This is a genomic window from Streptomyces sp. NPDC031100 (genome assembly GCF_055570785.1).
The window spans coordinates 334,221-358,977 of sequence record NZ_JBVIGN010000005.1; the positions used below are offsets into that span (position 1 = coordinate 334,221).

The following is a 24,757-nucleotide window of genomic DNA, read 5'->3' on the forward strand; positions in this document are numbered from 1 at the left end:
CGATATGACCAGTCAGTCCACCCTGCAGTCCGTGCCTGCCCTGGGAACGCACCCGGCCTCCGGCTCCAACCCGAGCCGCGCCGAGACCAGGGAGCAGCTCGCCAAGGCGTCGTACGACCTCCTTGTGATCGGCGGCGGCATCCTGGGCATCTCCACCGCCTGGCACGCCGCGCAGTCCGGACTCAGGGTGGCGCTGGTCGACGCCGGCGACTTCGCCGGCGCCACCTCCTCCGCCTCCTCCAAGCTGCTCCACGGCGGTCTGCGCTACCTGCAGACCGGCGCGGTGAAGCTGGTGGCGGAGAACCACTTCGAGCGCCGTGCGGTCTCCCGCCAGGTGGCCCCCCACCTGGCGAACCCGCTCACCTTCTACCTCCCCGTGTACAAGGGCGGGCCGCACGGCGCGGCGAAGCTCGGCGCGGGCGTCTTCGCCTACTCCGCGCTCTCCGCGTTCGGCGACGGCGTCGGCCACCTGCTCAGCCCCGCGAAGGCCGCGCAGGACGTGCCCGAGCTGCGCACCGAGAACCTCAAGGCCGTGGCCGTGTACGGCGACGACCAGATGAACGACGCGCGCATGGCGCTGATGACGGTCCGTGCGGCCGTCGAGTCGGGCGCGGTCGTCCTCAACCACGCCGAGGTCACCGGCCTGCGCTTCACCAAGGGCCGGGTGACGGGTGCCGAGCTGAGGGACCGGACGTCCGGCGACGAGTTCGGCGTGAGCGCCCGTCTCGTCCTGAACGCGACCGGCCCCTGGGTCGACCACCTGCGCAGGATGGAGGACCCGAACGCGGCGCCGTCCATCCGCCTGTCCAAGGGCGCGCACCTGGTCCTCAAGCGCACCTCCCCCTGGAAGGCGGCGCTCGCGACGCCCATCGACAAGTACCGCATCACCTTCGCCCTCCCCTGGGAGGACATGCTGCTGCTCGGCACCACCGACGAGGAGTACGAGGGCGACCCGGCGGACGTCGCGGTCAACGAGAAGGACATAGCCCAGATCCTGGACGAGGCCGCGTTCTCCGTCCGGGACCAGCAGCTGCAGCGCGACCTGATCACCTACGCCTTCGCCGGCCTGCGCGTGCTGCCGGGCGGCCCCGGTGACACGGCCAAGGCCAAGCGCGAGACCGTCGTCACCGAGGGCAAGGGCGGCATGCTGTCCGTGGCCGGCGGCAAGTGGACGACGTTCCGTCACATCGGCCGCACCGTGATGCAGAAGCTGGAGGCGCTGCCGGGCCACCCGCTCGGCGACGACTTCGAGCCGATCTCCTCGCTGCCGAAGAAGCTCCCGCTGCCCGGCGTCGCCAACCCGCGCGCCGTCGCCCACCGCCTGCTGGTGGACCACCCGGCGCCCGGCCCGCGCATGGCCGCCGACACCGCCAAGCACCTGGCCACCCACTACGGTTCGCTGGCCTTCGACATCGCCCGTATCGCGAACGAGAACCCGGAGCTGGCCGAGCGCGTCCACCCGGACGCCCCGGAGATCTGGGCGCAGGTCGTCTGGGCCCGCGACCACGAGTGGGCCGAGACGCCGGACGACGTGCTGCGCCGCCGGACGACGCTGACCATCCGGGGCCTGGCCACGGACGAGGTCCGCGCCAAGGTCCAGGACCTGCTCGACAAGAAGTAGGTCCCGGCCGGCCCCTCCCCCTGACCGGGGCCGGAACGGATGAGGGACGGCCCCTCCCGCACGAGGGGCCGGAGGGTGAGAGGGGCGGCCCCACGCCGATGGGGCCGCCCTTCTTCGTCTGCCCGGGGCCGTTGTCAGTGCCGGGTGATTCCATGGCCGTATGAACAACGATCATGCGGATCCCGGTGAGCTGGCGGCCCTGCGGGAGGCGTTCGGCGTCGACGACGGTGGCGAGTCGGCGCTGGGCTGGGAGGCGGTGCGGGCCTTCGAGACGAAGCACGGGATCGTGCTGCCGGAGCCGTACCGGACGTTCGTGGCGGAGATGACCGACGGGTCGCACCAGGGACCGCCGTCGTACGGGCTCCTGGGACTCGCCGGAGAGGGGGAGGACCAGAAGCCGGGCGAGCCGTTCCCGCTCACGGAGTTGTGGCTGTGGGAGGAGGACGACGGGCCGTACGAGGACCCCGATGCCGTCATCGAGCGCGTCCACCGCCACGGCTCGATCATGCTGGGCACCGACGGCTGCGGCATGAACTGGCACCTGATCGTCACCGGCCCCCACCGGGGCCACATATGGCAGATCACCGGTGAGGGCGCCCTACCGTTCGGCGCGGAGTTCGGTCACACCACGGCCGGGTCCGGCTTCGCCGGCTGGGTCGCGCACTGGGCCGCCGGCAAGGAGTGGTTCGACGCGAGCTGACAGCCGTCGGATGCTCCCCCACATAATGTGCCGAGACATCCGATGTCTGGGCGACAGGGAGGCCGGTCATGGCAGTCACCGACGAGGCGATCGAGAAGATCAAGGACATGATCGTCTCCGGTGCCCTGCGCCCGGGCGACCGGCTGCCGAAGGAGAGCGAACTCGCCGCCGAGCTGGGCCTGTCCCGCAACTCCCTGCGGGAGGCCGTACGGGCCCTGTCGCTGATCCGGATCCTGGACGTGCGGCAGGGCGACGGCACGTATGTCACCAGCCTCGATCCGCAGTTGCTGCTGGAGGCGATGAGTTTCGTCGTGGACTTCCACCGCGACGACACCGTGCTGGAGTTCCTCGCGGTACGCCGGATCCTGGAGCCGGCCGCGACTGCGCTGGCGGCCTCGCGGATCAGCGAGCAGCAACTCGACGCGCTGTCGGCCCAGTTGGACGCGCTCGGCGCCGAGCCCTCGGTGGAGGAGCTGGTCGCCTGCGACCTGGAGTTCCACCGGGGCATCGTGCAGAGCGCCGGCAACTCGGTGCTCTGCTCGCTGCTTGACGGTCTGTCCGGCCCGACCACGCGGGCCCGGATCTGGCGGGGGCTCACCCAGGAGGACGCGGTCGTGCGCACCCTGCGCGAGCACCGGGCGATCCTCGCCGCGCTGCGCGACCGGGACGCGGAGGCGGCCCGCTCCTGGGCCACGGTGCACATCGCGAGCGTGGAGCAGTGGCTGCGCAGCACCCTGTGACGTGCCGGTGTGCGGCGCGCGGGGCTCCGCTTCGACGGCGGGTGTTCCACACCGGCGAACGGGGCAGTGATCCGTGCATCCCCCGGCCCGGGGGGCTGCGGACGCCCCCGCCGGACGCCGTAAGGTTGGGACGTCAGGCGAGGGCACGTCGGAAGGAGGCACTGGGTGATCGAGCTGGAGGGGGTTCCCGAGCTGATCGACCCAGTCATGGTGGCCGCGTTCGAGGGCTGGAACGATGCCGGCGACGCCGCCTCCACGGCGGTCGCGCATCTGGAACGCGAGTGGAAGGGCGAGGTGTTCGCGGCGCTGGACGCCGAGGACTACTACGACTTCCAGGTGAACCGCCCCACGGTGTTCATGGACGGCGGAGTGCGCAAGATCACGTGGCCGACGACAAGGTTGTCGGTGGTCCGGGTCGGCGGCGAGAAGCCGCGCGACCTGGTGCTGGTCCGCGGCATCGAACCGTCCATGCGCTGGCGCTCGTTCTGCAACGAGCTGCTCGGCTTCGCGCACGAGCTGGGCGTGGAGCTGGTGGTCGTCCTGGGCGCCCTGCTCGGTGACACCCCGCACACGCGTCCGGTGCCGGTCAGCGGGGTCACCTCCGACCCCGACCTGGCCCGGCGCATGGACCTGGAGGAGACCAAGTACGAGGGTCCGACGGGCATCGTCGGCGTCCTGCAGGAGGCGTGCACGCACGCGGGCGTCCCGGCGGTGTCGCTGTGGGCGGCCGTACCGCACTACGTGTCCCAGCCGCCCAACCCGAAGGCCACGCTGGCGCTGCTGAACCGCCTGGAGGACCTGCTCGACCTGCGCATCCCGCAGGGCGAGCTGCCCGAGGACGCGCGCGCCTGGCAGGTGGGCGTGGACCAGCTGGCGGCCGAGGACAGCGAGGTCGCGGAGTACGTCCAGACGCTGGAGGAGGCCCGGGACACCGCCGAGCTGCCGGAGGCCTCCGGCGAGGCGATCGCGCGCGAGTTCGAGCGGTATCTGAGGCGCCGGGACGTCAGCCCGCCCGGCGGACACGCCACGGCGGACGGCGGGGACGCCTCGTACCTGCGGGACGGCCCCGGCGGCAGGAACCGGCCGCCCAAACCGCCCAAGCCGGGAGCCTCCGGGGCCGCGGAGGGCCTCTCGGACGGCGCCGCCGAGGGACCCGCAGAGGGTTCCGCCGAGGGCGGCGACGAGGACACCTCGGAGGACTGAGACAGGCAACAAAGGGGCGGTTCCCCTGGTGGGAACCGCCCCTTCGTCGTGCCTACGGCTACAGCGCCACGCCGAGCAGCGCGTCCACCGCCCGGGTCACGAGGCCGGGCGCGCCGGTGTCGGTGCCGCCCTCCGCCTCCTGGCGGGCCGCCCAGCGGTCCACCGCGGCCAGCGCGGCGGGCGCGTCCAGGTCCTGGGCCAGCGCCTCGCGGATGTCCTCCACGAGCGCGTCGGCGGACGGGCCGTCGGGCCGGGAGACGGCCGAGCGCCAGCGGCCGAGGCGGTCCACGGCGTCCTGGAGCACCTGGTCGGTCCACTCCCAGTCGGCGCGGTAGTGGTGGGCGAGCAGGGACAGCCGGATGGCGGCCGGGTCGACGCCGTCCCGGCGCAGCCGGGAGACGAAGACGAGGTTGCCCTTGGACTTGGACATCTTCTCGCCGTGCAGGGCGACCATGCCGGCGTGCACGTACGCCTTGGCCATGGGGAAGTCGCCGGTGAGCACCTGGGCGTGGGAGGCGCCCATCTCGTGGTGCGGGAAGGCCAGGTCGGAGCCGCCGCCCTGGACGTCGAAGCCCATGCCGAGGTGGTCGAGGGCGATGGCCACGCACTCGATGTGCCAGCCGGGGCGGCCGCGGCCGAGCGAGCCGCCGTCCCAGCTGGGCTCGCCCTCACGGGCGGCCATCCACAGCATCGGGTCGAGCGGGTTCTTCTTGCCCGGGCGGTCCGGGTCGCCGCCGCGCTCGGCGGACAGCAGCCGCATCGCGGCCGCGTCGAGGTTCGAGACCTGGCCGAAGTGCGGGTCGGACTCGACCGAGAAGTAGATGTCGCCCTCCAGCTCGTAGGCCGCGCCGAGGTCACGCAGCCGCGCCACGAGCGGGACGATGCCGGGTATCGCCTCGACGGCGCCTATGTAGTGCTGCGGCGGGAGCATGCGCAGAGCGGTCATGTCCTCGCGGAAGAGGGCCGTCTCCTTCTCGGCGAGGGCGACCCAGTCGACGCCGTCCCGCTCCGCGCGCTCCAGCAGCGGATCGTCGACGTCGGTGACGTTCTGGACGTAGTGGACCTGCCGCTTGGTGTCGAGCCACACGCGCTGAACCAGGTCGAACGCGTTGTAGGTCGCCGCGTGACCCATGTGGGTCGCGTCGTACGGCGTGATGCCGCAGACGTAGATACGGGCGACAGGACCGGGGTCGAGGGTCACCGGACCGCCGGTCGCGGTGTCGTGGATCCTCAGGTCGCGGCCCTGACCAGGCAGGGCGGGGACCTCGGAAGCGGGCCAGGCATGCATGTACATGAGCCTAACCGGCCACGAGCTGCGTATACGAACGGGATCAGGCCGGATGACCGGTTGGGCGTTCTTGAACCTCGGCGCCCGATGTGCTTACACCGGTGGCCAGGGGATCGCCGGCCACTGCCCGCCCGGCTCCGGGTGCCGTCCGGAGGCGAGCAGCGCCTCGACCCGCGCGCGCGTGGCATCGATTTCGGCCGACGTGATCAGTGGGGCCAGGCGCGCGGCCAGCTCCCCGCCCTCGGCGAGGGACTTCTTCAGCTCCTGGAGCACCTCGACGGCGTCCGGGGCGAGCGGTTCCCCGGCCCAGCCCCACAGCAGCGTGCGCAGCTTGTTCTCGATGTTGAAGGTGACCCCGTGGTCGATGGCGTAGAGCCGGCCGTCGGTGGTGGGCAGCAGATGGCCGCCCTTGCGGTCGGCGTTGTTGATCACCGCGTCGAGGACGGCGAGCCGGCGCAGCCGCTCGTCGTCGGCGTGCACGAGCAGCGCGGTGCGGCCCTCGCCGACCTCGGCGAAGCCGATCGCCTTCCAGCCGGGCTCCGGCTCCTCGCCGTCGACCAGGGCGAGCAGCTCGGACTCGGGGCTGACGTCGATCCACAGCTGGCACATGCCCTCGCCGTAGGGGCCGTCGCGCAGCACGGTCGGGGGCACGAGCCCCCAGCCGGTGGCCTCGGAGACCTCGTAGGCGGCCACCTCGCGGCCGGCCAGGGTGCCGTCGGGGAAGTCCCACAGCGGACGCTCGCCGGCCACGGGCTTGTACACACAGGAGGCTTCGCTGCCGTCGTACACGACCGTGCAGAACAGCGCCGCGTTGGACGCCTCGCGGATCCGGCCGCGCACCTTCAGCTCACCGACGGCGAGCAGTTCGGCGGCGGTCACGCTCCGCGGCGGTATCCGTTCTGGCGCGGACATACGTGTCCTTCCGGATCGAGCGGGAGGCTGCACAGCGGGCACGGCGGCCGCCCGGCGTTGACGACGTCCAGGGCGCGCTTGGCGAAGGCCCTGGCCTGCGCGCCGGTCAGCCGGACCCGCAGCATCGGGGGCCCGTTCTCCTCGTCCTGGAGCAGCCGCTCCTCGGCCTCGGCGAGATCCTCCTCGGTGTCGGCCTCCAGCTCCACGAGGGCCTGGGCCTCGACGATCATGCGCTGTTCCTCGCCGTCCCAGGCGAGGGCCATGGTGCCGACACGGAACTCCTCCTCGATGGGGGTGTCCAGGGGGGCGGTGTCGGCGATCTCCGTGGGTGCCACGGCGGGGACGGCGGCGCTGCCGCCACTGCGCCGTACGACCTCGTCCAGCAGCTCGTCCATGCGCTCGGCGAGCGCGGCGACCTGGGTCTTCTCCAGAGCCACGCTGGTCACTCGGGCACCTGCGGTGGCCTGGAGGAAGAACGTACGGCGTCCGGGCAGCCCGACCGTGCCGGCCACGAAGCGGTCCGGCGGATCGTAGAGGAACACCTGACGGGACACGTCCTGTCTCCATTGGATTCGAGAGTTACGGCAATGCGGGCCGAGCGGGAAGGCGACTGTGCGGATCGCTTCACCCTACTGCGGCCGACGATCACGGTGCGCCCGCACCACCTCCGACCGGTGCGTCGTCCCCCGGAGGTTCCTCGCGTGGGGCAAGGGAGGCGAAATCGCCGGTGTCGCCGAGACGAACGAGAAACGGCCTGAGGCGGGTGTAACGGATCGCGGTGACGGAACACGGTTCCACGGAGATCCGCTGGAAGAGGTCGAGGTGAAGTCCGAGGGCGTCCGCGACGAGCGACTTGATGATGTCGCCGTGCGAACACATGAGGTAGATCGCGTCGGCGCCGTGGTCGCGCTCCACGCGCGCGTTCCACTCGCGTACGGCCTCGGCGGCGCGGGTCTGCATGGCACGCAGGGACTCGCCGCCGGGGAAGGCGGCGGCCGACGGGTGCGCCTGGACGACCTCCATCAGGGGCTCGTCCTTCAGCTCGGCGAGCTTGCGGCCCGACCAGTCCCCGTAGTGGCACTCCCCGATCCGCTCGTCGGTGTGGGCGCGCAGCCCGGGCCGGGCGTCGAGGAGCGGCCGTACGGTCTCCTGGCAGCGCTGCAGGGGGCTTGCGACGACCTCGGAGATCGGCAGCCCCTCGAGGCGGCCGGGCAGCGCGGCGGCCTGTGCGGCCCCCCGCTCGTCCAGGGCGACGCCTGGCGTCCACCCGGCGAGCACGCCCGAGGTGTTCGCGGTCGACCGTCCGTGCCTGACGAGGATCAGCGTGGGCATGCGGCCCAGGGTAAGCGCATCCCGACATGCGCAGGTGGCCGGGCGGCGGGAGAATGCGCTCCGTGATCGTGGACTGTGCCGTGTACCGGGACGGGCACCGTACCGAGGGCCCGGAGGACCTCTCCGACGCGCTGGACGAGGCGCGGGCGGCGGGCGGGTTCGTGTGGATCGGGCTGTACGAGCCGTCGGAGCGGGAGTTCGACCTGGTCACCGAGGAGTTCGTGCTGCATCCACTGGCGGTCGAGGACGCTCTCAAGGCGCACCAGCGGCCCAAGCTGGAGGTGTACGACGACTCGCTGTTCATGGTCCTCAAGCCGGTGGTCTACGAGCCCAAGAGCGACACCGTCTCGGCCGGCGAGGTCATGGTCTTCATCGGCGACGGCTTCGTGGTGACCGTCCGTCACGGCGAGCACTCGCCGCTCGCCGCCGTACGGCACCGGCTGGAGGAGGACCCGGAGATGCTGGCCAAGGGCCCCACCGCGGTGCTGTACGCGATCTCCGACGCCACGGTCGACCACTACCTGGAGGTGGCGACGGAGCTGCAGACGGACCTGGAGGAACTGGAGGCCGAGGTGTTCGAGCCGGACCGCGGCGGCACCCGCCACACCGCGTCCCGGATCTACACCTTCAAGCGGCAGATCCTGGAGTTCCGCCGGGCCACCGTGCCCCTGGCGGTCCCGCTGACCCGGCTGGGCGGTACCGGCACGCTCGGCGTCGGCGTGCCCTTCGTGCACGAGAAGGCGCGGCCCTTCTTCCGGGACGTCAACGACCATCTCGCGCGCGTGAACGAGTCCGTGGAGGGCCTGGACCGGCTGGTGTCGGACATCCTGTCGGCCCATCTGGCGCAGATGAGCGTGCGGCAGAACGACGACATGCGGAAGATCTCCGCCTGGGCGGCGATGGCCGCTGTCCCCACGATGATCGCGGGCGTCTACGGCATGAACTTCGACCACATGCCCGAGCTGCACTGGCTGTGGTCGTATCCGGCGGTGATCCTGCTGATGGCCGCCCTGGAGGTGCTGCTGTACCAGACGTTCAAGCGGCGCGGCTGGCTGTGAGCGGGCCTCAGGCGAACTCGTGTGCGGGTGTCGCGGGCCCACCGAGGGCGTTGCGGTGCTCGGGCATGCGCAGGGTCACCATGCGGCGCCAGCCGCCGAGGCGCTCGTAGACGTACAGGGCGTGAACACCGGCCGCGAGGACGGCCGTCCTGGCCCCGGACCAGCCGAGGATGCGGCCCATGCGGGTCATGACGGCGAGGCTGACGTCCCGATGGATGCGGATCTCGGCGAGGGCGCACTCGCGCAGGGTGCGCTGGATGAGCCGGCCGTGCCCGGCGGCGGCGAAGCGCAGGAGCTCCTCGTGGGTGTAGGCGAGGTGGTTGTCCTCGTCGTCCGAGATCATCCGTACGGCCTTGCCGACGTCGGGGTGGTCGGCGAAGACCCTGCGGAGCATCACCATCTGCTCGGCTGCGCGCTGTTCGGTGACCCGGCTGTGGGAGAGGTAGACGATGATGTCCCGCACGGTGAGCGGCTCGTCCCGCCTCAGCTTGTCGTGGGCGAGACCGATGCCCGCGCGCTCCAGGAGCATCGTGTAGTCGGTCTCGGGCGGGACGGGAACCGGGGTGAGGCCGCGCTTCTTCATCAACGCGCTGAAGATGCGCCCGTGCTTGTCCTCGTCAGCGCCGTGGCGGGCGATCTTGGGGGCCAGTGCGCGTTCGCTCTGCGGTACCAGCGCGGCGATCCGGCCGTTCTCCCAGCCGCCCTGCGACTCCCCGCTGGCGGCGATGGAGCAGAAGAGCCGGAAGGACTCGTCGTTGTCGAGGATCTCCTGGAACAGACTCTTGGCCGACAGCATGGAAGACACCTCTCTGCAGGATTCCGCAAAGAACGAGTCAAATGCGGGCGGTGAGGAGCCGCAACAGCTGCAGGCGCCGACTCGGCCGAAAGGTGGAGCACCGGGGTCGTAACCGCGCGGCGCCCGGCGCGTTGTTCCCCGTGACGGCCGTGGCGGGGAAGACCCCCGAGCCCCCACCACGGCCGCTGACATCCCCTCTCTCAGGCTCTCAGGCGAGCCCGGCGAGCTCCAGCGCCTCGCTGCCGGCCCGCAGGGAGGCGAGCCGCTCGTCGAGGGTGAAGCCGGCGGGGGCGAGGCTGAGGGTGGTGACCCCGGCGGCGGCGTAGGCCTTCATGCGGTCGGCGATGCGCTCCACCGAGCCGAGCAGCGTGGTCTTGTCGATGAGGTCGTGCGGAATGGCGGCCGCGGCACCCTGCTTGTCCCCGGACAGGTACTTCTCCTGGACCTCGGCGGCCTCCTTCTCGTACCCCATGCGCTTGGCGAGCTGGTTGTAGAAGTTCTGCTTGGCGCTGCCCATGCCGCCCACGTACAGGGCGGTGTAGGGGCGGAAGGTGTCGGCCAGCCGGGAGACGTCCTTGTCGTCGCCGACGGCGAGCGGCACGGTGGGGCAGATGTCGAAACCGTCGAGGGTCTTGCCGGCCTTCGCCCGCCCGGCGCGCAGATGGGTGACGGTGGTCTCCTCGAGGTGCTCCGCGGACGGGAAGATCACCAGCGCCCCGTCGGCGATCTCGCCGGTCTGCTCCAGGTTCTTCGGTCCGATGGCGGCGATGTACAGCGGGATGTGCTCGCGCTGCGGGTGCACGGTCAGCTTGATCGGCTTGCCCGGACCGCCGGGCAGCGGCAGCGTCCAGTGCTCGCCCTCGTACGACAGGCGCTCACGGGTCATCGCCTTGCGCACGATCTCCACGTACTCGCGCGTGCGGGCCAGCGGTTTGTCGAACTTGACGCCGTACCAGCCCTCGGAGACCTGCGGTCCGGAGACGCCGAGGCCGAGCCGGAAGCGGCCCTTGGACAGCGAGTCGAGCGTCGCCGCGGTCATCGCGGTCATCGCCGGCTGCCGGGCCGGGATCTGGAAGATGGCCGAGCCGACGTCGATGCGTTCGGTCTGCGCGGCGACCCAGGAGAGCACCGTGGCCGCGTCGGAGCCGTACGCCTCGGCGGCCCAGCACACGGAGTACCCCAGTCGCTCGGCTTCCTGTGCCACGGCCAGATTGTCCGCGTCCATCCCGGCACCCCAGTAGCCGAGGTTGATCCCGAGCTGCATGGCCAATCCCCTTACCCATGAGTAACGTCGCTTGGCGCAGACCTTAGCGCGGGGCCGGGGCCGACGGGCAGGGCCTGCCCGGGATCGGCGGCCGGCAACCCGTCCCGTCCCGGTGAAATCGAGTTATCCACAGGCAACCCACGGCACCAGTTCTGGCCAGTAATCTCGCGCACATGGAGCAGAGGCATCTCGGCCGCACAGGCCTGCGCGTGTCCCGCATCGGACTCGGCACCCTCACCTGGGGCCGGGACACCGACGAGCACGACGCCGCGGACATGCTGAAGGCCTTCTGGGAGGCCGGCGGCACCCTCGTCGACACCGCGGACGTGTACGGCGACGGCGAGGCGGAGTATCTGCTCGGCAAGCTCATGGACGGCCTGGTGCCGCGCCGGGACCTGGTGGTCTCCACCAAGGCGGGCAGCGTCCCCGATCCCGACCGCCGCTTCGACGGCTCCCGCGGCCATCTGCTCGCCGCCCTGGACGCCTCCCTGACCCGTCTCGGCACGGACCATGTCGACGTATGGCACATCCACGCGTTCGACCCCGACACCCCGCTGGAGGAGACCCTCCAGGCCCTCGACCTGGCGGTGAGCAGCGGCCGCGCCCGGTATGCGGGAGTCTCCAACTTCTGCGGCTGGCAGCTCGCCAAGGCGGCCACCTGGCAGCTCGCCGCACCGGGCACCCGCACCCGGCTGGCCAGCACGCAGCTGGAGTACTCGCTGCTCCAGCGCGGAGTCGAGCGCGAGGTGCTGCCCGCCGCGCTCGACCTGGGCGTCGGCCTGCTGCCCTCCTCCCCGCTGGGCCGTGGTGTGCTGACCGGCAAGTACCGGCACTCCACTCCCCCCGATTCGCGCGGGGCGTCCGAGCACCTCGCGCCGTTCGTCGAGCCGTATCTGGACGACACGGCGACCCGGATCGTGGACGCGGTGACGACGGCCGCCGACGGGCTCGCGGTCACCCCGCTCCAGGTGGCCCTCGCCTGGGTCCGGGACCGGCCCGGAGTGGCCGCCCCGATCGTCGGCGCACGCAACGCACAGCAGCTCACGGCGGCATTGTCAGTGGAGGCGCTTAGTCTTCCTGACGAGATCTGCAGGGCGCTCGACGACGTGTCGGCGCCTGTGCACCGCTATCCCGATCACGACTGGAGCACGCTGTGAGCACGGAGCCGGAGACCACGGAGGAAACCGGGCCGGGGACCCCGGAAACCCCGGAGCGCCCGGGGACCCCCGAGCAGGACACGGCGGCCGGCGAGAGCCGTGAGGGCACCGGTGCCGAGACCCCCGACGGAGAAGCCGCGCCCGGGAGGTCCGAGGCGGAGGCCGAGCTGGCCGCGCAGCGCATCGAGCGGGACCGGATCGAGCGGCGCAAGGCCGAGAAGAAGGGGCCCCTCGACAGCGGCGGCAAGCTGAGCGGCAAGGCGGCCGACCTGCTCGCCGCGGTCCGGGCGGTGGAGAGCGGCAAGAAGCCCGTCGCCGCGGTGTTCGCCGAGCCCGAGCCGGCCCCGCGCCGTCCCGCCCCGGAGCCCGTGCGCCGGCCGCAGCCCGCCCCGGCCGCAGCCGCGCCCGGCGCCCCTGCGCCGGAGGCCGTCGAGGCCGTGCGCCGGGTGCTGGGCGAGGGCGGCGCACCCGAGTCGCTCGCGCCCCAGGTGGCGGCCGGCCTCGGCGAGGGTGCCGACACCGTGCTCCGGGAGGACCCCTGGCAGCTGCTGCGGATCGGCGGCGTACGGACGGAGCAGGCCGACGGGTTCGCGCGGGCGCTGCTCGGCGCGGCCTGCGGCCCGGACGACGAGCGACGCGGCCGCGCGGTGACCGTCTGGCTGCTGGAGCAGGCGGCGCTGGCCGGGCACACCGCGCTGGAGCTGCCGGCGCTCACCGCCGCCCTGGCCAAGCGGGGCGTGCCCGACCCGGACGCGGCCGTGCAGAGCACGCTCGCCGAGGGCGAGGCGCTGGTCTTCCAGGACGCCCTGGAGGAGCCCGGGGCTCCGGCGCCGCAGGACACCGCCGGCCAAGAGGAGGACGAGGGCGAGGAGCGTCCGGTGCGCGTCCTCGTCGGCCTGGAGCGGTACGCACTCGCCGAGGAGAGCCTGGCCGACGGCCTGGCCCGCCTGGTCAACTCGGTGTCCGAGGAAGCCGCCGAGTCCTGGAAGACGGCTGTGGCCGGGGCGTCCGGCGGTGCCGCCGAGCTGGCCCGCGCGGTCGCCGGGCACGGCCTGGTGCTGCACACCGGCGCCGAGGCGGCCCGCGCCGAACCGGCCGCCCTGCTCGGCGCCGCCCGTGCCGCCGGCCTGCGGGCCTTCGCCGTCTGCCACACCCCGGACGGACGCCGTCGCGCCGCCTCTCTGCTGGGCGAGGAGGCGGCGGAGCAGGCCGTGGGCACGGTCGCCGGGCTGCTGTCCGGCGCCGAGGGCCCCGGCAGGGACGCGGACGGCGCCCTGGACCTGGATCTGCTGATCGTGCTGGACGCGCCCCAACTCGACGTGGAGAGCGCCGCGATGCTGGTGGAGTCGCTGCGCGACGGCGCCCGGCTGGTGCTCAGCGGCGACCCTGCGGTGCTGTGGTCGGCCGGGCCCGGGCGGGTCTTCGCCGACCTGCTCGCGGCTCGCTCCTGCCCGCAGATCGCCTCCCGCACCCCCGACCCCGGTCCCCTCGGCGAGCTGGTCTCCGGCATCGGCATCGGCGAGCTGAACCAGGTCGAGGCGCCCGGCAAGGAGATCGTCATCGTGCCGGTGCGGGACGCGGGCGAGGCCGTGCACCGGACCGTGCAGCTGGTCGCGGACTCGGTGCCGCGGGCGATCGGCGTGCCACCCGAGCAGACGGTCGTGATCACGCCGGGCCACGGCGGCGCCGCCGGCACCCGGGCCCTCAACTCCGCCCTGAAGGAACGCCTCAATCCGGGCCCGGGCCGCTTCGGCGGCTTCGACCCCGGCGACCGGATCGCCCACTCCCCCGCCCCGGGCCGTACGGTGCCGGGCCGAGTGGTGGACGCCGACGCCGACGGGCTGCACCTGGAGTGCGCGGGCGCGCGCGTCGTCGTACCGCGCGAGCGGGTGGAGCAGTGCGTACGGCACGGCTGGGCGCTGACCGCGCACCAGGCGGTGGGCGGGCGCTGGCCGGCCGCGGTGGTGGTGCTGCCCGGCGATGCCGCGCAGACGCTCAGCAGACCCTGGGTGTACACGGCGTTCGGCCGGGCGGAGCGGCATCTGTCGGTGGTGCACGGTGTGGAACAGGCGCTGCCCGAGGCGGTGGCAGAGGTCCCGGCCAAGCCCCGGACGACGCGCCTGCAGACGCTGCTGCGCACCCAGGTCCCGTCGGCAGGCTGACGCACTCTCCCCGCTCCGACGGCGATCGACCACAACGGCTGATTCCGGCGGTGCCGTCCCGGGCCCCAGGCCCCACGGCACCGCCGGACGCTCACCTCACCGCTCGGCGTCCAGCGGCTCCGGATCCGCGTCCTCGTCCTCGTCCTCGTCTTCGTCCGCGTCTTCGTCTCCGTCGAACTCGAGGTCGTCCTCCTCGTCGAGGTCGTCGGAGACGTCCTCGTCGAAGACCGCGCTGACGTCGAACCGGCACACCACCCGCTGCGGGTCGACCTGCTCGAACGGCGCCTCCAGCCACTCGCCGGGCTCGGCCGGCTCGTCCGCGGCCGTGACCCAGAGCGTGGAGTCGCCCTCCTCCAGGCCGAACTCCTTGTGCCGGGATGCGATCTCGTCCGGTTCGAACTCGCCGAACAGGACGCCGAGTGCCCCCGGGACCGTGCCGGCGGCGTCCTCGCCCGTGCCTGCGCCGTCCTCGTACTCCACCGCTTCGACCCGCTGGGCCTGCGCCAGCAGCCGCTGGGGTTCCGCCACGGCGTAGTCGCGGCGGATCAGCACGCTGATCGCGTTCGGTTCCTCGGGGCCCGCGTACGGCGGCAGCGAGTCCTCCGCACCGGGGATCTCGAAGGGCGTGACCTCGTCATAGCGGTCGTAGAGCAGCTCGTCGTACGCCTCGGCGGCCGCGGCCAGCTGGTTGAACGCCTCGTAGACGGCCGGGTCGTCCTCGCCCGACCGGCGTTCGACCGCCGCCAGATGGCGGTCGAGCGCGGTCTTGATGGCCTCGGCGGCGGCGCGTACCTCGGCAGCGGTGGGCTGCGCAGCATCAGACATAGTGCAGACGCTATCCGTACCGGGCACCAGCCCGCACAATAGATGCGATGCCGGAATACGAATTTGTCGACGTGTACGTGCCTCGCGGGGTGTCCCGCAAGGAGGCCACACGTCTGCTGACGGACCATGCCGAGTACGGACACTGGGAGTTGGACCGACTGAGCCTGATGCGCGACGGCAGCCGCAGGGTGCGGTTGCGCCGACGGATCATCCGCCAGGTCCGGGCCACCTGGTGACCCGGGAGACGTGAACGGAGCGGGCCCCGCCGCAGGGCGGGGTCCGCTCCGTTCCGTACGGCCTGCCGTGCTACGCCGAGGCCCGGGCCTTGCGGTACAGCACCGCGCCCGCGAGCAGCGCGCCCGCGCCCGCCGGCAGCGCGATGCCCAGGGGCACCTCACTGCCGGTGTGGGCGAGCTGCGCGGGGCTCAGAGGCTGGTCGGAGCGTCCGCCGTGGTCCGTGACCTGGGACGAGCCCTGGGGAGTGTGGCCTCCCGTGCCGGGCGGCGTTCCCGGGTGGCCCGGCTGACCCGGCGTACCCGGGTGGCCCGGGGTGCCGGGGTGCCCCGGGTTGCCGGGGTGGCCAGGGTTGCCGGGCTGACCCGGGTGACCAGGGTGGCCCGGCTGACCGGGATGTCCCGGCTGGCCCGGATTCCCGGGCGGGTTCTCGTGCCCACCGCCCGGCGGCCGGCCGTGGTGACCGCCGCCGTTGGCACAGTCGTTGCCCTCGGTGGCGTTGCCGACACCGACGACGTCCACGCTGTTGCCGCACACGTTCACCGGCGCGTCGATCGGCACCTGGACCGTGTTGCCGGAGCCGACGCCGGGCGAGCCCCCGGTGTGGCCGTCGGCGTGCGAGCCGCCGTGGCCGCTCGTGTCGCCGTGTCCCCCCGCCTGGCTGCCGCCGTCATTGGCGCACTTGTTGCCCATGGCCGGGTTGAGGATCCCGACCACGTTCACGGTGTTGCCGCAGACGTTCACCGGCACGTGCACCGGTGCCTGCACCGTGTTGCCGGACAGTACGCCGGGCGAGCCGGCCGCGAAGCCGGTCGCGCCCGAGTCGGCCTGGGCGTAGCCGCTCGCCGCGGCGATCACACCGGTGGCGGCCGCCACCGTCATCAGGCCCTTGCGGGTGCCCTGTCGCATTTCTGAATTCCACCCCTGCATTCGGTTCTCAGTGCGTTTCCGCGCAACGGAGTTCCGCGGAAAAAGACCGGTCGGCCTCGGAGCGCATGGCGCGCGCTCGGAGGCCGACGGCTCGTAGAAGACGCCCCTCAGGGAGCCTGCGTCACTTGTTGATGCAGGTGTTGCCGAAGGCGGGGTTCAGGAGCCCGATGACGTTGATGGTGTTGCCACAGACGTTGACCGGGACGTGGACGGGCACCTGGACGACGTTGCCGGAAACGACGCCCGGCGAGTGCGTGGCGGCACCCTGGGCACCCGAGTCAGCGACGGCCAGGCCCGCACCCGCGAGAACCAGACCACCCGTGGCAGCCGCAGCAGCAACGACCTTCTTGAGCATTATTCCTCCTTGTTGGCAAAAGCGATCTCAATCGCTGATCGCATCACCTGTAACGAGGAGGAACTAATGGAGCTACGAGCTTATGGTCGCATTCACTCTTCTCAGCTCGATCTCGTACGGGCGCCCGATTACCTGAGCCCATGACTTCACGACGCGTCGATGAACCGGTCGAGCACGCGCACCCCGAACTTCAGCCCGTCCACCGGCACCCGCTCGTCCACGCCGTGGAACATGCCGGCGAAGTCCAGCTCCGGCGGCAGCTTGAGCGGCGCGAAGCCGAAGCCGCGGATGCCGAGGTCGTCGAAGGACTTGGCGTCGGTGCCGCCGGAGAGCATGTAGGGGATCGCCTTGGCGGTCGGGTCCTCGGCCAGCAGCGCGGACTGCATGGCCTCGACGAGCGCCCCGTCGAAGCTGGTCTCCAGCGCCTTGTCGGAGTGCACGTCCTCGCGTCGCACGTGCGGGCCGAGCAGCCGGTCGAGGTCGCCGAGGAACTCCTCCTCGTGGCCCGGCAGGAAGCGCCCGTCGATGTGCGCGGTGGCCTCGCCCGGGATGACGTTGACCTTGTAACCGGCGTTCAGCTGAGTGGGGTTGGCGGTGTTGCTCAGGGTCGCCCCGATGAGCTTGGCGATGCCGCCCAGCTTGGCGAGGGTGGCCTCCATGTCCTCCGGGTCCAGCTCCGTGCCGAGCGCGTCGCCCAGTTCGTCGAGGAAGGCCCGGGTGGTCTTGGTCACCCGCACCGGGAACTTGTGCCGGCCGACCCGGGCGACGGCCTCGGAGAGTTCGGTGATGGCGTTGTCCCGGTGGATCATCGAGCCGTGCCCGGCGGTACCGGCCACGGTGAGCTTCATCCAGTGCATGCCCTTCTCGGCCGTCTGGATCAGATAGAGCCGCCGCTGCTCGTTCACCGTGAAGGAGAACCCCCCGACCTCGCTGATCCCCTCGGTGACGCCCTCGAAGAGGTCGGGGTGGCGGTCGACCAGGTACCGGGCGCCGTAGGTGCCGCCCGCCTCCTCGTCGGCGAGGAAGGCGACGACGATGTCCCGGGGCGGCCGCCGCCCGCTGCGCAGCCGGTCCCGCACGACCGCGAGGGTCATGGCGTCCATGTCCTTCATGTCGACGGCCCCGCGCCCCCAGACGCACCCGTCGGTGACCTCGCCGGAGAACGGGTGGTGGGTCCAGTCGTCGGCGTTGGCCGGTACGACGTCCAGGTGGCCGTGGATGAGCAGCGCGGGCCGGGACGGGTCCTCGCCCTCGATCCGGGCCACGGTCGAGGCGCGCCCGGGGTGCGACTCGAAGATCTTCGGTTCCAGCCCGACCTCCGCAAGCTTCCCGGCGACGTACTCCGCGGCCTTGCGCTCGCCCGGCCCGGAGTGGTCGCCGTAGTTGCTGGTGTCGAACCGGATCAGCTCGCGGCAGAGGTCCACGACCTCGTCCTCGCCGGTGACGCCCTTGGCCGTGTCCGTCTCGCTCACGCTGCTTCCTCCCGCTGTCACTGCTGGTGGTCCTCCTCATCCTCTCTCCGGCCCGGCCGCGGCCCAAGACCGGTGCCGGCCCGTCACACGCCGTTCACGCGGACCGGACCTCCGGGACGGGGTGTGATCAGCCACCCTCGAAAGCCTGGTAATGTTTCCTTCGTCGCCGCGGGGGAAACCCCGCACGACAGACACCTTGTCCGGGTGGCGGAATGGCAGACGCGCTAGCTTGAGGTGCTAGTGCCCTTTATCGGGCGTGGGGGTTCAAGTCCCCCCTCGGACACCATGAACACCAGCGGTGTCGACCGGATCCGGTCGGCGCCGCTGGTGTTTTCTACACTGGTGGTGTGGCCCGGCCCAACGAGGAGGTCGAGGCGCTCCTGCAGGAGTACGCGGACCTCATCGCGATCACAGGAGGCGACGCCTTCAAGGCGCGCGCCTACGAGAAGGCCGCGCGCGCCATCGGCGGCCATCCCACCGACATCTCCCAGCTGGACGTCGACGGCCTCAGGGAGATCCCGAACGTGGGCAAGTCGATCGCCGAGAAGGTGGCCGAGTATCTGCGCACCGGCACCATGGCGGTGGTCGAGGAGCGCCGGGCGAAGATCCCCGCCGGGGTGCGGGAGCTGATCACGATCCCCACGCTCGGCCCGAAGAAGGCACTGCGGCTCTACGAGGACCTGCACATCTCCTCGGTGAACGAGCTGGCCGCGGCCATCGAGGCGGACGCGCTGGCTGATCTGAAGGGGTTCGGGGAGAAGACGCAGGAGAACCTCCGGCACGGCATCGAGCTGCTGCAGCGGGCGGGCGGGCGGATCCCGCTGTCCCTGGCCCTCGAGACCGCGGAGGAGATCGTCGCCGAGCTGTCCGCGCTGACCGGCTGCCGGCGCTGCACCCACGCCGGGTCGGTGCGCCGTATGAAGGAGACCATCGGGGACCTCGACGTGCTCGTGGCGGCGAAACGGTCCGCCCCCTTCATGGAGGCGCTGTGCGCCCTGCCGTCCACCGCCGAGGTCATCGCACAGGGCACGAAGAAGACGTCGATCCGCACCGGCAAGGGCCTCCAGGTCGACCTGCGGGTGCTGCCACCGGAGTCGTGGGGCGCCGGACTGCAGTACTTCACGGGCTCCAAGGCGCACAACATCCGCACCCGCACCATCGCCGTGCACCAGGGGCTGAAGCTGTCCGAGTACGGCCTGTTCGACGCGGAGAGCGAGGAATCGCTCGCCTCCCGTACGGAGGAGGAGGTGTACGACCGGCTCGGCCTGCCCTGGATCCCGCCGACGCTGCGGGAGGACCGCGGGGAGATCGAGGCGGCGTTGCACGGCGAACTGCCCGAGGTGGTGACCGAGCGGGACATCCGCGGCGATCTGCACACCCACACGGACCTCACCGACGGCCTCGCTCCGCTGGAGACGATGGTGGAGGCGGCCGCCGAACGCGGCTACAGGTACTACGCGGTCACCGACCACGCCCCCAACCTGTACATGCAGCGCATGACCGACGAGAAGATCCTCGCCCAGCGGGAGCGGCTGCGGGAGCTGGACGGCACCCGGCACCGGATGCGGCTGCTGCACGGCACGGAGCTGAACATCGACCCCGACGGCGAGGTGGACTGGCCCGAGGAGTTCCTGGCCGGTTTCGACCTCTGCGTCGCCTCCCTGCACTCGCACTTCGACCAGAGCCGCAAGGAGATGACCCGCAGGCTCGTGCGGGCCTGCGAGAACCCGTACGTGAACGTCATCGGCCATCCGACCACCCGGCTGATCGGCAAACGGCCGGGCGTCGACGCCGACTGGGACGAGGTGTTCGCCGTGTGTGCCCGCACCGGCACCGCGCTGGAGGTCAACGCCCAGCCCGACCGCCTCGACCTGCGTGACGAGGACATCCTCAGGGCCCGGCAGCACGGGGTGAAGTTCGCCGTGAACACCGACGCCCACTCCGTCCTCCACCTCGCCCACCTGCGCTACGGCGTCGCCACGGCGCAGCGCGGCTGGCTCACCAAGGAGGACGTGATCAACACCTGGACGCTGACCCGCCTGCGCAGGTTCCTGCGGAAGGGCGGCCGGGCCTGAAACGCCCGTCTCACGGCAGGGGCCGGACCGTGAGGGTGCCCTCGTCCCCGTGCTCGACCCTGGTGCCGAAGGCTCGGCTGCACCGGTCGAGGGTGGTGCGCAGCCACTCGGTGTCGTCGGCCGACGCGTGCTCCAGGCGCATCCGGCGCGCCTGGAGGGGCACCATCCTGAGGCCGGTCAGCCGGCCCGTGCCGGGCTCCAGCGAGACCAGGTACAGCAGGCGCAGGTCGTCCCGGTAGCGCGCGTAGCCGCCGATGCCCTCGTAGTCGTCGACGAGGTCGCCGCAGCCGTAGAGGACGAGTCTGTCCCGGTACACCTCCAGCGGCCGGGGGTGGTGCGAGGAGTGGCCGTGGACGACGTGCACGCCGGCGTCGACGAGCGCGTGCGCGAAGCGGATCTCGGCGCGCGAGACGCCGTATCCCCAGTTGGAGCCCCAGTGGACGGACGCGACCACGATGTCGTCCGGCCGCGCGACCTGTCGCAGGCGGTCGGCGAAGGCGGCCGCTGCGCCCTCGGTCGGCGCGGCGATCAGGGCCACTCCGGAGCGCTCGGGGCCGGCGGCCCAGCTGTGCGGGATTCCGCTGGTCGGCATCCCGACGGCGAGGACGAGCACGCGTCCGCCCGCCCGCAGGGGAACGGTGGCCGGCCGCCATGCGGCGGCCTCGTCCCGGCCGGCCCCCGCGGTGCGCAGCCCGGCCGCCGCCAGGGAGTCCAGTGTCTCGGCCAGGCCGAGCGGCCCGAAGTCGAGCACGTGGTTGTTGGCGAGGACACAGACATCGGGGCGTGCCACGGCGAGACCGGGCAGGTTGGCCGGGTTCATCCGGTAATGGACGCCTTTGCCCGGTGCGAAGTCGCCGTCCTGGGTGACGGCGGTCTCCAGATTGATCACTCGTACGTCGGGCGCCGCGCGGTCCAGGACCGGCAGCGCCTCGCCCCAGGGCCAGGAGGGGTCGACCGGCCGGGGTATCGGCCCGTTCGCCGCCTCCGCCAGGGCCACGTAGCCGCGGGCGTCGTGCACATAGTCCTCCCGCAGGGCCGGATCCCCGGGGTGCGGGAGGATCTGGTCGATGCCCCGGCCGAGCATGACGTCACCGGCGACGAACAGGGTGACGGCCCCCTCGGGCATGATCCCCACCTACACGTGTGCGGGTGCCATGTGGTCGGTGAGCCAGTCGCGGGCCAGCTCGGTCACCCGCTCCAGCGCGCCGGGCTCCTCGAACAGATGCGTGGCGCCGGGGACGACCTCGAGCCGGTTCTCGCAGCGCAGTCGGGCCTGTGCCTCCCGGTTGAGGCCGAGCACCTGGGTGTCGGCGCCGCCGACGATGAGCAGGGTGGGTGCCGTCACCGCAGCCAGCCGAGGTCCGGCGAGATCGGGCCGGCCGCCGCGGGAGACGACCGCGGCGGGGCGTGCCGACGGCTCGGCGGCGGCCCAGAGGGCGGCGGCCGCGCCGGTGCTGGCGCCGAAGTAGCCGACGGCCAGCCCTTCGACGTCGGGTTCCTCGCGCAGCCAGCCGGTGACGGCGACCAGGCGCTCGGCCAGCAGGGCGATGTCGAACACGTTGCGCCGGTCGCGCTCCTCGTCCTCGGTGAGCAGGTCGAACAGCAGGGTGCCGAGGCCGGCCCGGTTCAGTCCCTCGGCCACGAACCGGTTGCGCGGGCTGTGCCGGCTGCTGCCGCTGCCGTGGGCGAAGGCGACGACCCCGGTCGCCCCCGCGGGCAGCGTCAGCCGCCCGCTCAGCCGGACGGCACCGGCCGTCACCGTCACCTCGCGGTCCTCGGGGCCGGTGCCCGCGGAGAGGTCGTATCGCCTGGCGGCCTGCCGCAGGCAGACGGTGACCTCCTCGTCGTCGACCTGGGTGAAGTCGCCGTAGAACTGGCCGATCGCGAAGAATTCGGCCGGGGTGTCGAGGCAGACCAGTTCGTCGGCGTCCCCGCCGAGTCGCCGTGCGAAGTCCTGTGGTGCCACGGGGACCGCCAGCACGATGCGCGCCGCGCCCCGGGCCCGGGCGATCTGGCAGGCGGCCTTCGCGGTGGAGCCGGTGGCCACGCCGTCGTCGACGACCACGACGGTCCGGCCGGCGACGGGGACGGGGGCGTGTGCGCGCCGGTAGCGGGCGGCCCGCTGTTCGAGCACCTCGCGCTCGCGTGCCTCGACCCGGTCCAGGTCGGCCTGGCCGACGCCGGTGTGGCGCAGCACGTCCTGGTTGATCACGCGCACGCCGTCCTCGCCGATCGCACCCATGCCCAGCTCGGGCTGGACGGGCACGCCCAGCTTCCGGACCAGGCAGACGTCCAGGGGCGCGTCAAGGGCCTCGGCGACCTCCGCGGCGACCGGCACCCCGCCGCGGGGCAGCCCCAGGACCACGACGTCCTGGCCCCTGAGGTATTCCAGGCGGGCACCCAACTGCCGTCCCGCTTCGAGCCGGTCGGTGAAGAACACGGTACGGCTCCGTCACTCCTTGGCCATCCAGAGGGGCGTGGGGCTGTCCTCCTCGATGGCACCCATCTCCTTCATGTCGCCCGCGGCCGCGCGCAGCAGCATGCGGCCCATGGCGATCAGCGCGCGGCCGGCCGCGAGTTCGTCGCCGATCTCGGGCACGTCCGTGTCGTAGGGGTTCCGCCTGGCCTCCGCATGGCTCTCCAGGACGTTGTCCCCGGTGTCCAGGATGATCCGGGCCGTGGTGTCCGGGTCGTGTTCGGACAGGTACAGGTTCAGCCGCCATTCCTTGACGGACGGAGGACGGTTGCTCACGGATTGGGTCATCGTCCGTCTCTCCTCACTGCGCTGCGGGGCAACGGGACGCAGCGGCGCGTCACCACTTCCACTGTGCATCGCACCGGCGCCCGGCGCCTCCCCTGGTACGGGCAGAATGTGGCTCATGACCACGCGCACCTGCCCCTGCGGACGCCCCGAGCCCTACGACGCCTGCTGCGGCCGCTTCCACACGGGAGCCGCCGCCGCGCCGACCGCCGAGGCGCTCATGCGGTCGCGGTACAGCGCGTTCGTGAAGCAGGACGCGGGGTATCTCCTGCGGACGTGGCACCCGCGGACCCGGCCGGAGCGGCTGGACCTGGATCCGCGGATGAGGTGGACGGGGCTGGAGATCCTGGACAGCACCGAGGGGTCCGCCTTCCACACGACCGGCACCGTGACCTTCCGCGCCTCCCACCGGGGCGGCTCGCTGCACGAGCGCAGCCGGTTCGAGCGGGTGGACGGGGCGTGGGTGTACGTCGACGGGGAGTTCCTGGACTGACGCGACTAGGGCGCCAGGACGTCCAGTTCCTGGAGGGCGCCCATGGTGATCTCCCTGGTGAGCCGTTCGGCGCGGGGGGCGTCGCCCGCGCGGACCGCCTCCGCGACCTGGACGTGCAGGGTGACGGCGGCCGGATCGGGGTCCTCGAACATCACCTCGTGATGGGTCCGGCCGGCCAGCACCTCCGCGACGACGTCGCCGAGGCGGGCGAACATCTCGTTGCCCGACGCCGTGAGGATGACCCGGTGGAAGGCGATGTCGTGGACCAGGTACCCCTCCAGCTGGTGGCCGCGTGAGTTGGCGACCATGCCGAGCGCGCACTCGGTGAGTTCGGCGCACTGTTCGGGTGTGGCGTTCCTGGCGGCGAGGCCGGCCGCCGCCGGCTCGACGGCCGAACGCAGCACGGTCAGGGAACGCAGCTGGTGCGGGCGGTCGGCGCCCGCGAGGCGCCAGCGGATGACCTGCGGGTCGTAGACGTTCCACTCGGACTTGGGGCGGACCGTCACGCCCACCCGGCGGCGGGACTCGACCAGGTGCATGGACTCCAGCACGCGGACCGCCTCGCGCATCACGGAGCGTGACACCTCGAAGTGCTGTGCCAGCTCGTCGGTACGCAGCACGCTGCCCGGCGGGTACTCGCCCGCCGTGATCGCGGGACCGAGGGTGTCCAGTACATGGCCGTGCAGCCCCCGGCCCGGTGTGGTCATGCACTCAGCGTACGGCGTGGATCACGGAGACAAAAAGTCAGACTTATAAGTCACACAGTCTTGAATTCGTCGTACCTAATGGGTTTCAGTGTGGCGACGCCGCTGTGGCGTCGGATGTCGAGGAAGACAGCGAGGCAGTCATGCGCACCCCCCAGGTCGTCGTCGTGATGGGCGTCGCCGGGACGGGCAAGACCACGATCGGTCCCCTGCTCGCCGCCCGGCTGGGCGTCCCGTACGCCGAGGGCGACGACTTCCACCCCCAGGCCAACATCGACAAGATGTCGGCCGGTGTCCCGCTCGAGGACGCCGACCGGTGGCCGTGGCTGGAGGCCATCGGCCACTGGGCCAGGGGGCGGGCCGGTCTCGGCGGGGTGGTCAGCAGCTCGGCGCTGAAGCGGTCGTACCGCGACCGGCTCAGGGCCGTGGCTCCCGGGATCGTGTTCGTGCACCTCACGGGCGACCGGAAGCTCATCGAGGACCGGATGTCCCACCGGCAGGGTCACTTCATGCCGACCGCGCTGCTGGACTCCCAGTTCGCCACGCTCCAGCCGCTCGAGCCGGACGAGGCGGGCGTCGACGTGGACGTCAGCGGCAGCCCCCAGGAGATCACCGAGCGGGCCGTCAAGGCGCTCGACGCGCTTCCCGACATTCGCGAGTAGCACCCCACCCCCA

General features: G+C 72.1%; 25 protein-coding genes and 1 tRNA gene. 12 read left to right on the forward strand and 14 right to left on the reverse strand.

Annotated elements, in window-relative coordinates:
* The first annotated feature begins 4 nt into the window (after positions 1-4).
* The 4 genes from ACZ5DS_RS17350 (at position 5) to ACZ5DS_RS17365 (ending at position 4,264) form a co-directional block, all read left to right on the forward strand.
* A complete protein-coding gene (locus ACZ5DS_RS17350) occupies positions 5-1,621 on the forward strand; it encodes a glycerol-3-phosphate dehydrogenase/oxidase (RefSeq protein ID WP_468238911.1) in 1,617 nt (538 codons plus the stop codon).
* Positions 1,622-1,781: 160 nt separating this feature from the next.
* Complete coding sequence (locus ACZ5DS_RS17355; protein ID WP_468238913.1) at positions 1,782-2,321, forward strand: SMI1/KNR4 family protein; 540 nt, start codon at positions 1,782-1,784, stop codon at positions 2,319-2,321.
* 68 nt (positions 2,322-2,389) lie between these two features.
* Complete coding sequence (locus ACZ5DS_RS17360) at positions 2,390-3,061, forward strand: FadR/GntR family transcriptional regulator (protein WP_468238916.1); 672 nt, start codon at positions 2,390-2,392, stop codon at positions 3,059-3,061.
* 165 nt (positions 3,062-3,226) lie between these two features.
* Positions 3,227-4,264, forward strand: coding sequence for a PAC2 family protein (locus tag ACZ5DS_RS17365; RefSeq protein WP_468238918.1), 1,038 nt, complete (start codon positions 3,227-3,229; stop codon positions 4,262-4,264).
* A gap of 58 nt (positions 4,265-4,322) precedes the next feature.
* Here ACZ5DS_RS17365 and mshC read toward each other — a convergent pair whose 3' ends face one another.
* From mshC to ACZ5DS_RS17385, 4 genes are all read right to left on the reverse strand, one after another.
* A complete protein-coding gene (gene mshC, locus ACZ5DS_RS17370) occupies positions 4,323-5,552 on the reverse strand; it encodes a cysteine--1-D-myo-inosityl 2-amino-2-deoxy-alpha-D-glucopyranoside ligase (RefSeq protein ID WP_468238921.1) in 1,230 nt (409 codons plus the stop codon).
* 93 nt (positions 5,553-5,645) lie between these two features.
* Entirely contained in the window at positions 5,646-6,464 is an 819-nt protein-coding gene (locus tag ACZ5DS_RS17375) for an SCO1664 family protein (protein ID WP_468238923.1), read from the reverse strand.
* On the reverse strand, positions 6,428-7,018 hold the full coding sequence (locus ACZ5DS_RS17380) for a DUF3090 domain-containing protein (RefSeq protein WP_468238926.1): 591 nt from the start codon (positions 7,016-7,018) through the stop codon (positions 6,428-6,430). Before ACZ5DS_RS17380 ends, ACZ5DS_RS17375 begins: the two co-directional genes overlap by 37 nt.
* A 91-nt stretch (positions 7,019-7,109) precedes the next feature.
* Positions 7,110-7,796, reverse strand: coding sequence for a histidine phosphatase family protein (locus tag ACZ5DS_RS17385; protein ID WP_468238929.1), 687 nt, complete (start codon positions 7,794-7,796; stop codon positions 7,110-7,112).
* Between the two features lie 62 nt (positions 7,797-7,858).
* On the opposite strand from ACZ5DS_RS17385, the gene corA reads away from it, so the two are divergent.
* A complete protein-coding gene (gene corA, locus ACZ5DS_RS17390; RefSeq protein ID WP_468238931.1) occupies positions 7,859-8,854 on the forward strand; it encodes a magnesium/cobalt transporter CorA in 996 nt (331 codons plus the stop codon).
* Between the two features lie 7 nt (positions 8,855-8,861).
* On the opposite strand, the gene ACZ5DS_RS17395 is transcribed toward corA, so the two are convergent.
* The gene (locus ACZ5DS_RS17395) at positions 8,862-9,650 is read right to left on the reverse strand and encodes a ferritin-like domain-containing protein (protein WP_468238933.1); all 789 of its coding nucleotides are present in this window, start codon (positions 9,648-9,650) and stop codon (positions 8,862-8,864) included.
* 208 nt (positions 9,651-9,858) lie between these two features.
* Complete coding sequence (locus ACZ5DS_RS17400; protein WP_468238935.1) at positions 9,859-10,914, reverse strand: LLM class F420-dependent oxidoreductase; 1,056 nt, start codon at positions 10,912-10,914, stop codon at positions 9,859-9,861.
* Between the two features lie 173 nt (positions 10,915-11,087).
* Between ACZ5DS_RS17400 and ACZ5DS_RS17405 the strand changes: the two genes are divergently transcribed.
* On the forward strand, positions 11,088-12,071 hold the full coding sequence (locus ACZ5DS_RS17405) for an aldo/keto reductase (protein ID WP_468238937.1): 984 nt from the start codon (positions 11,088-11,090) through the stop codon (positions 12,069-12,071).
* Positions 12,068-14,233 carry a helix-hairpin-helix domain-containing protein gene (locus ACZ5DS_RS17410; RefSeq protein WP_468238940.1) on the forward strand — a complete coding sequence of 722 codons (2,166 nt, stop codon included), beginning with the start codon at positions 12,068-12,070 and terminating at the stop codon, positions 14,231-14,233. Before ACZ5DS_RS17405 ends, ACZ5DS_RS17410 begins: the two co-directional genes overlap by 4 nt.
* A 96-nt stretch (positions 14,234-14,329) precedes the next feature.
* Here ACZ5DS_RS17410 and ACZ5DS_RS17415 read toward each other — a convergent pair whose 3' ends face one another.
* Entirely contained in the window at positions 14,330-15,058 is a 729-nt protein-coding gene (locus tag ACZ5DS_RS17415) for a hypothetical protein (RefSeq protein WP_468238942.1), read from the reverse strand.
* Between the two features lie 47 nt (positions 15,059-15,105).
* On the opposite strand from ACZ5DS_RS17415, the gene ACZ5DS_RS17420 reads away from it, so the two are divergent.
* Positions 15,106-15,294 (forward strand): DUF5703 family protein, encoded by a 189-nt coding sequence (locus ACZ5DS_RS17420; protein WP_046732800.1) that lies wholly within the window; start codon positions 15,106-15,108, stop codon positions 15,292-15,294.
* Positions 15,295-15,364: 70 nt separating this feature from the next.
* On the opposite strand, the gene ACZ5DS_RS17425 is transcribed toward ACZ5DS_RS17420, so the two are convergent.
* The 3 genes from ACZ5DS_RS17425 to ACZ5DS_RS17435 form a co-directional block, all read right to left on the reverse strand.
* Positions 15,365-16,201, reverse strand: a complete 837-nt coding sequence (locus ACZ5DS_RS17425) for a chaplin family protein (RefSeq protein ID WP_468238945.1) — start codon at positions 16,199-16,201, stop codon at positions 15,365-15,367.
* 142 nt (positions 16,202-16,343) lie between these two features.
* Entirely contained in the window at positions 16,344-16,577 is a 234-nt protein-coding gene (chpH, locus tag ACZ5DS_RS17430) for a chaplin ChpH (RefSeq protein WP_468238947.1), read from the reverse strand.
* 146 nt (positions 16,578-16,723) lie between these two features.
* The gene (locus ACZ5DS_RS17435; RefSeq protein WP_468238950.1) at positions 16,724-18,049 is read right to left on the reverse strand and encodes a M20/M25/M40 family metallo-hydrolase; all 1,326 of its coding nucleotides are present in this window, start codon (positions 18,047-18,049) and stop codon (positions 16,724-16,726) included.
* 198 nt (positions 18,050-18,247) lie between these two features.
* Between ACZ5DS_RS17435 and ACZ5DS_RS17440 the strand changes: the two genes are divergently transcribed.
* Positions 18,248-18,335, forward strand: a tRNA-Leu gene (locus tag ACZ5DS_RS17440).
* Between the two features lie 61 nt (positions 18,336-18,396).
* Entirely contained in the window at positions 18,397-20,124 is a 1,728-nt protein-coding gene (gene polX / locus ACZ5DS_RS17445) for a DNA polymerase/3'-5' exonuclease PolX (RefSeq protein ID WP_468238952.1), read from the forward strand.
* Between the two features lie 10 nt (positions 20,125-20,134).
* Here polX and ACZ5DS_RS17450 read toward each other — a convergent pair whose 3' ends face one another.
* Genes ACZ5DS_RS17450 through ACZ5DS_RS17460 form a run of 3 tightly spaced genes read right to left on the reverse strand, consistent with a single transcriptional unit; the run spans position 20,135 to position 22,888 of the window.
* The gene (locus tag ACZ5DS_RS17450; RefSeq protein WP_468238954.1) at positions 20,135-21,250 is read right to left on the reverse strand and encodes a CapA family protein; all 1,116 of its coding nucleotides are present in this window, start codon (positions 21,248-21,250) and stop codon (positions 20,135-20,137) included.
* Positions 21,251-21,259: 9 nt separating this feature from the next.
* The gene (locus ACZ5DS_RS17455) at positions 21,260-22,564 is read right to left on the reverse strand and encodes a phosphoribosyltransferase family protein (RefSeq protein WP_468238957.1); all 1,305 of its coding nucleotides are present in this window, start codon (positions 22,562-22,564) and stop codon (positions 21,260-21,262) included.
* 12 nt (positions 22,565-22,576) lie between these two features.
* The gene (locus ACZ5DS_RS17460) at positions 22,577-22,888 is read right to left on the reverse strand and encodes a dsRBD fold-containing protein (RefSeq protein WP_468238959.1); all 312 of its coding nucleotides are present in this window, start codon (positions 22,886-22,888) and stop codon (positions 22,577-22,579) included.
* 115 nt (positions 22,889-23,003) lie between these two features.
* Here ACZ5DS_RS17460 and ACZ5DS_RS17465 point away from each other — a divergent pair, with 115 nt between their 5' ends.
* Positions 23,004-23,378 carry a YchJ family protein gene (locus ACZ5DS_RS17465; RefSeq protein WP_468238961.1) on the forward strand — a complete coding sequence of 125 codons (375 nt, stop codon included), beginning with the start codon at positions 23,004-23,006 and terminating at the stop codon, positions 23,376-23,378.
* 5 nt (positions 23,379-23,383) lie between these two features.
* On the opposite strand, the gene ACZ5DS_RS17470 is transcribed toward ACZ5DS_RS17465, so the two are convergent.
* Complete coding sequence (locus tag ACZ5DS_RS17470; RefSeq protein ID WP_468238963.1) at positions 23,384-24,085, reverse strand: FadR/GntR family transcriptional regulator; 702 nt, start codon at positions 24,083-24,085, stop codon at positions 23,384-23,386.
* A 140-nt stretch (positions 24,086-24,225) separates the two neighbouring features.
* Here ACZ5DS_RS17470 and ACZ5DS_RS17475 point away from each other — a divergent pair, with 140 nt between their 5' ends.
* The gene (locus ACZ5DS_RS17475; protein WP_468238965.1) at positions 24,226-24,744 is read left to right on the forward strand and encodes a gluconokinase; all 519 of its coding nucleotides are present in this window, start codon (positions 24,226-24,228) and stop codon (positions 24,742-24,744) included.
* Positions 24,745-24,757: the final 13 nt, after the last annotated feature.

What these genes read in the sequence shown, in the direction of transcription:
- ACZ5DS_RS17350 (WP_468238911.1), top strand. Translation starts at nt 5, where the DNA reads ATGACCAGTCAGTCCACCCTGCAGTCCGTGCCTGCCCTGGGAACGCAC.
- ACZ5DS_RS17355 (WP_468238913.1), top strand. Translation starts at nt 1,782, where the DNA reads ATGAACAACGATCATGCGGATCCCGGTGAGCTGGCGGCCCTGCGGGAG.
- ACZ5DS_RS17360 (WP_468238916.1), top strand. Translation starts at nt 2,390, where the DNA reads ATGGCAGTCACCGACGAGGCGATCGAGAAGATCAAGGACATGATCGTC.
- mshC (WP_468238921.1), bottom strand. Translation starts at nt 5,552, where the DNA reads ATGCATGCCTGGCCCGCTTCCGAGGTCCCCGCCCTGCCTGGTCAGGGC.
- ACZ5DS_RS17375 (WP_468238923.1), bottom strand. Translation starts at nt 6,464, where the DNA reads ATGTCCGCGCCAGAACGGATACCGCCGCGGAGCGTGACCGCCGCCGAA.
- ACZ5DS_RS17385 (WP_468238929.1), bottom strand. Translation starts at nt 7,796, where the DNA reads ATGCCCACGCTGATCCTCGTCAGGCACGGACGGTCGACCGCGAACACC.
- ACZ5DS_RS17395 (WP_468238933.1), bottom strand. Translation starts at nt 9,650, where the DNA reads ATGCTGTCGGCCAAGAGTCTGTTCCAGGAGATCCTCGACAACGACGAG.
- ACZ5DS_RS17400 (WP_468238935.1), bottom strand. Translation starts at nt 10,914, where the DNA reads ATGCAGCTCGGGATCAACCTCGGCTACTGGGGTGCCGGGATGGACGCG.
- ACZ5DS_RS17405 (WP_468238937.1), top strand. Translation starts at nt 11,088, where the DNA reads ATGGAGCAGAGGCATCTCGGCCGCACAGGCCTGCGCGTGTCCCGCATC.
- ACZ5DS_RS17415 (WP_468238942.1), bottom strand. Translation starts at nt 15,058, where the DNA reads ATGTCTGATGCTGCGCAGCCCACCGCTGCCGAGGTACGCGCCGCCGCC.
- ACZ5DS_RS17420 (WP_046732800.1), top strand. Translation starts at nt 15,106, where the DNA reads ATGCCGGAATACGAATTTGTCGACGTGTACGTGCCTCGCGGGGTGTCC.
- ACZ5DS_RS17425 (WP_468238945.1), bottom strand. Translation starts at nt 16,201, where the DNA reads ATGCGACAGGGCACCCGCAAGGGCCTGATGACGGTGGCGGCCGCCACC.
- chpH (WP_468238947.1), bottom strand. Translation starts at nt 16,577, where the DNA reads ATGCTCAAGAAGGTCGTTGCTGCTGCGGCTGCCACGGGTGGTCTGGTT.
- ACZ5DS_RS17450 (WP_468238954.1), bottom strand. Translation starts at nt 21,250, where the DNA reads ATGCCCGAGGGGGCCGTCACCCTGTTCGTCGCCGGTGACGTCATGCTC.
- ACZ5DS_RS17460 (WP_468238959.1), bottom strand. Translation starts at nt 22,888, where the DNA reads ATGACCCAATCCGTGAGCAACCGTCCTCCGTCCGTCAAGGAATGGCGG.
- ACZ5DS_RS17465 (WP_468238961.1), top strand. Translation starts at nt 23,004, where the DNA reads ATGACCACGCGCACCTGCCCCTGCGGACGCCCCGAGCCCTACGACGCC.
- ACZ5DS_RS17470 (WP_468238963.1), bottom strand. Translation starts at nt 24,085, where the DNA reads ATGACCACACCGGGCCGGGGGCTGCACGGCCATGTACTGGACACCCTC.
- ACZ5DS_RS17475 (WP_468238965.1), top strand. Translation starts at nt 24,226, where the DNA reads ATGCGCACCCCCCAGGTCGTCGTCGTGATGGGCGTCGCCGGGACGGGC.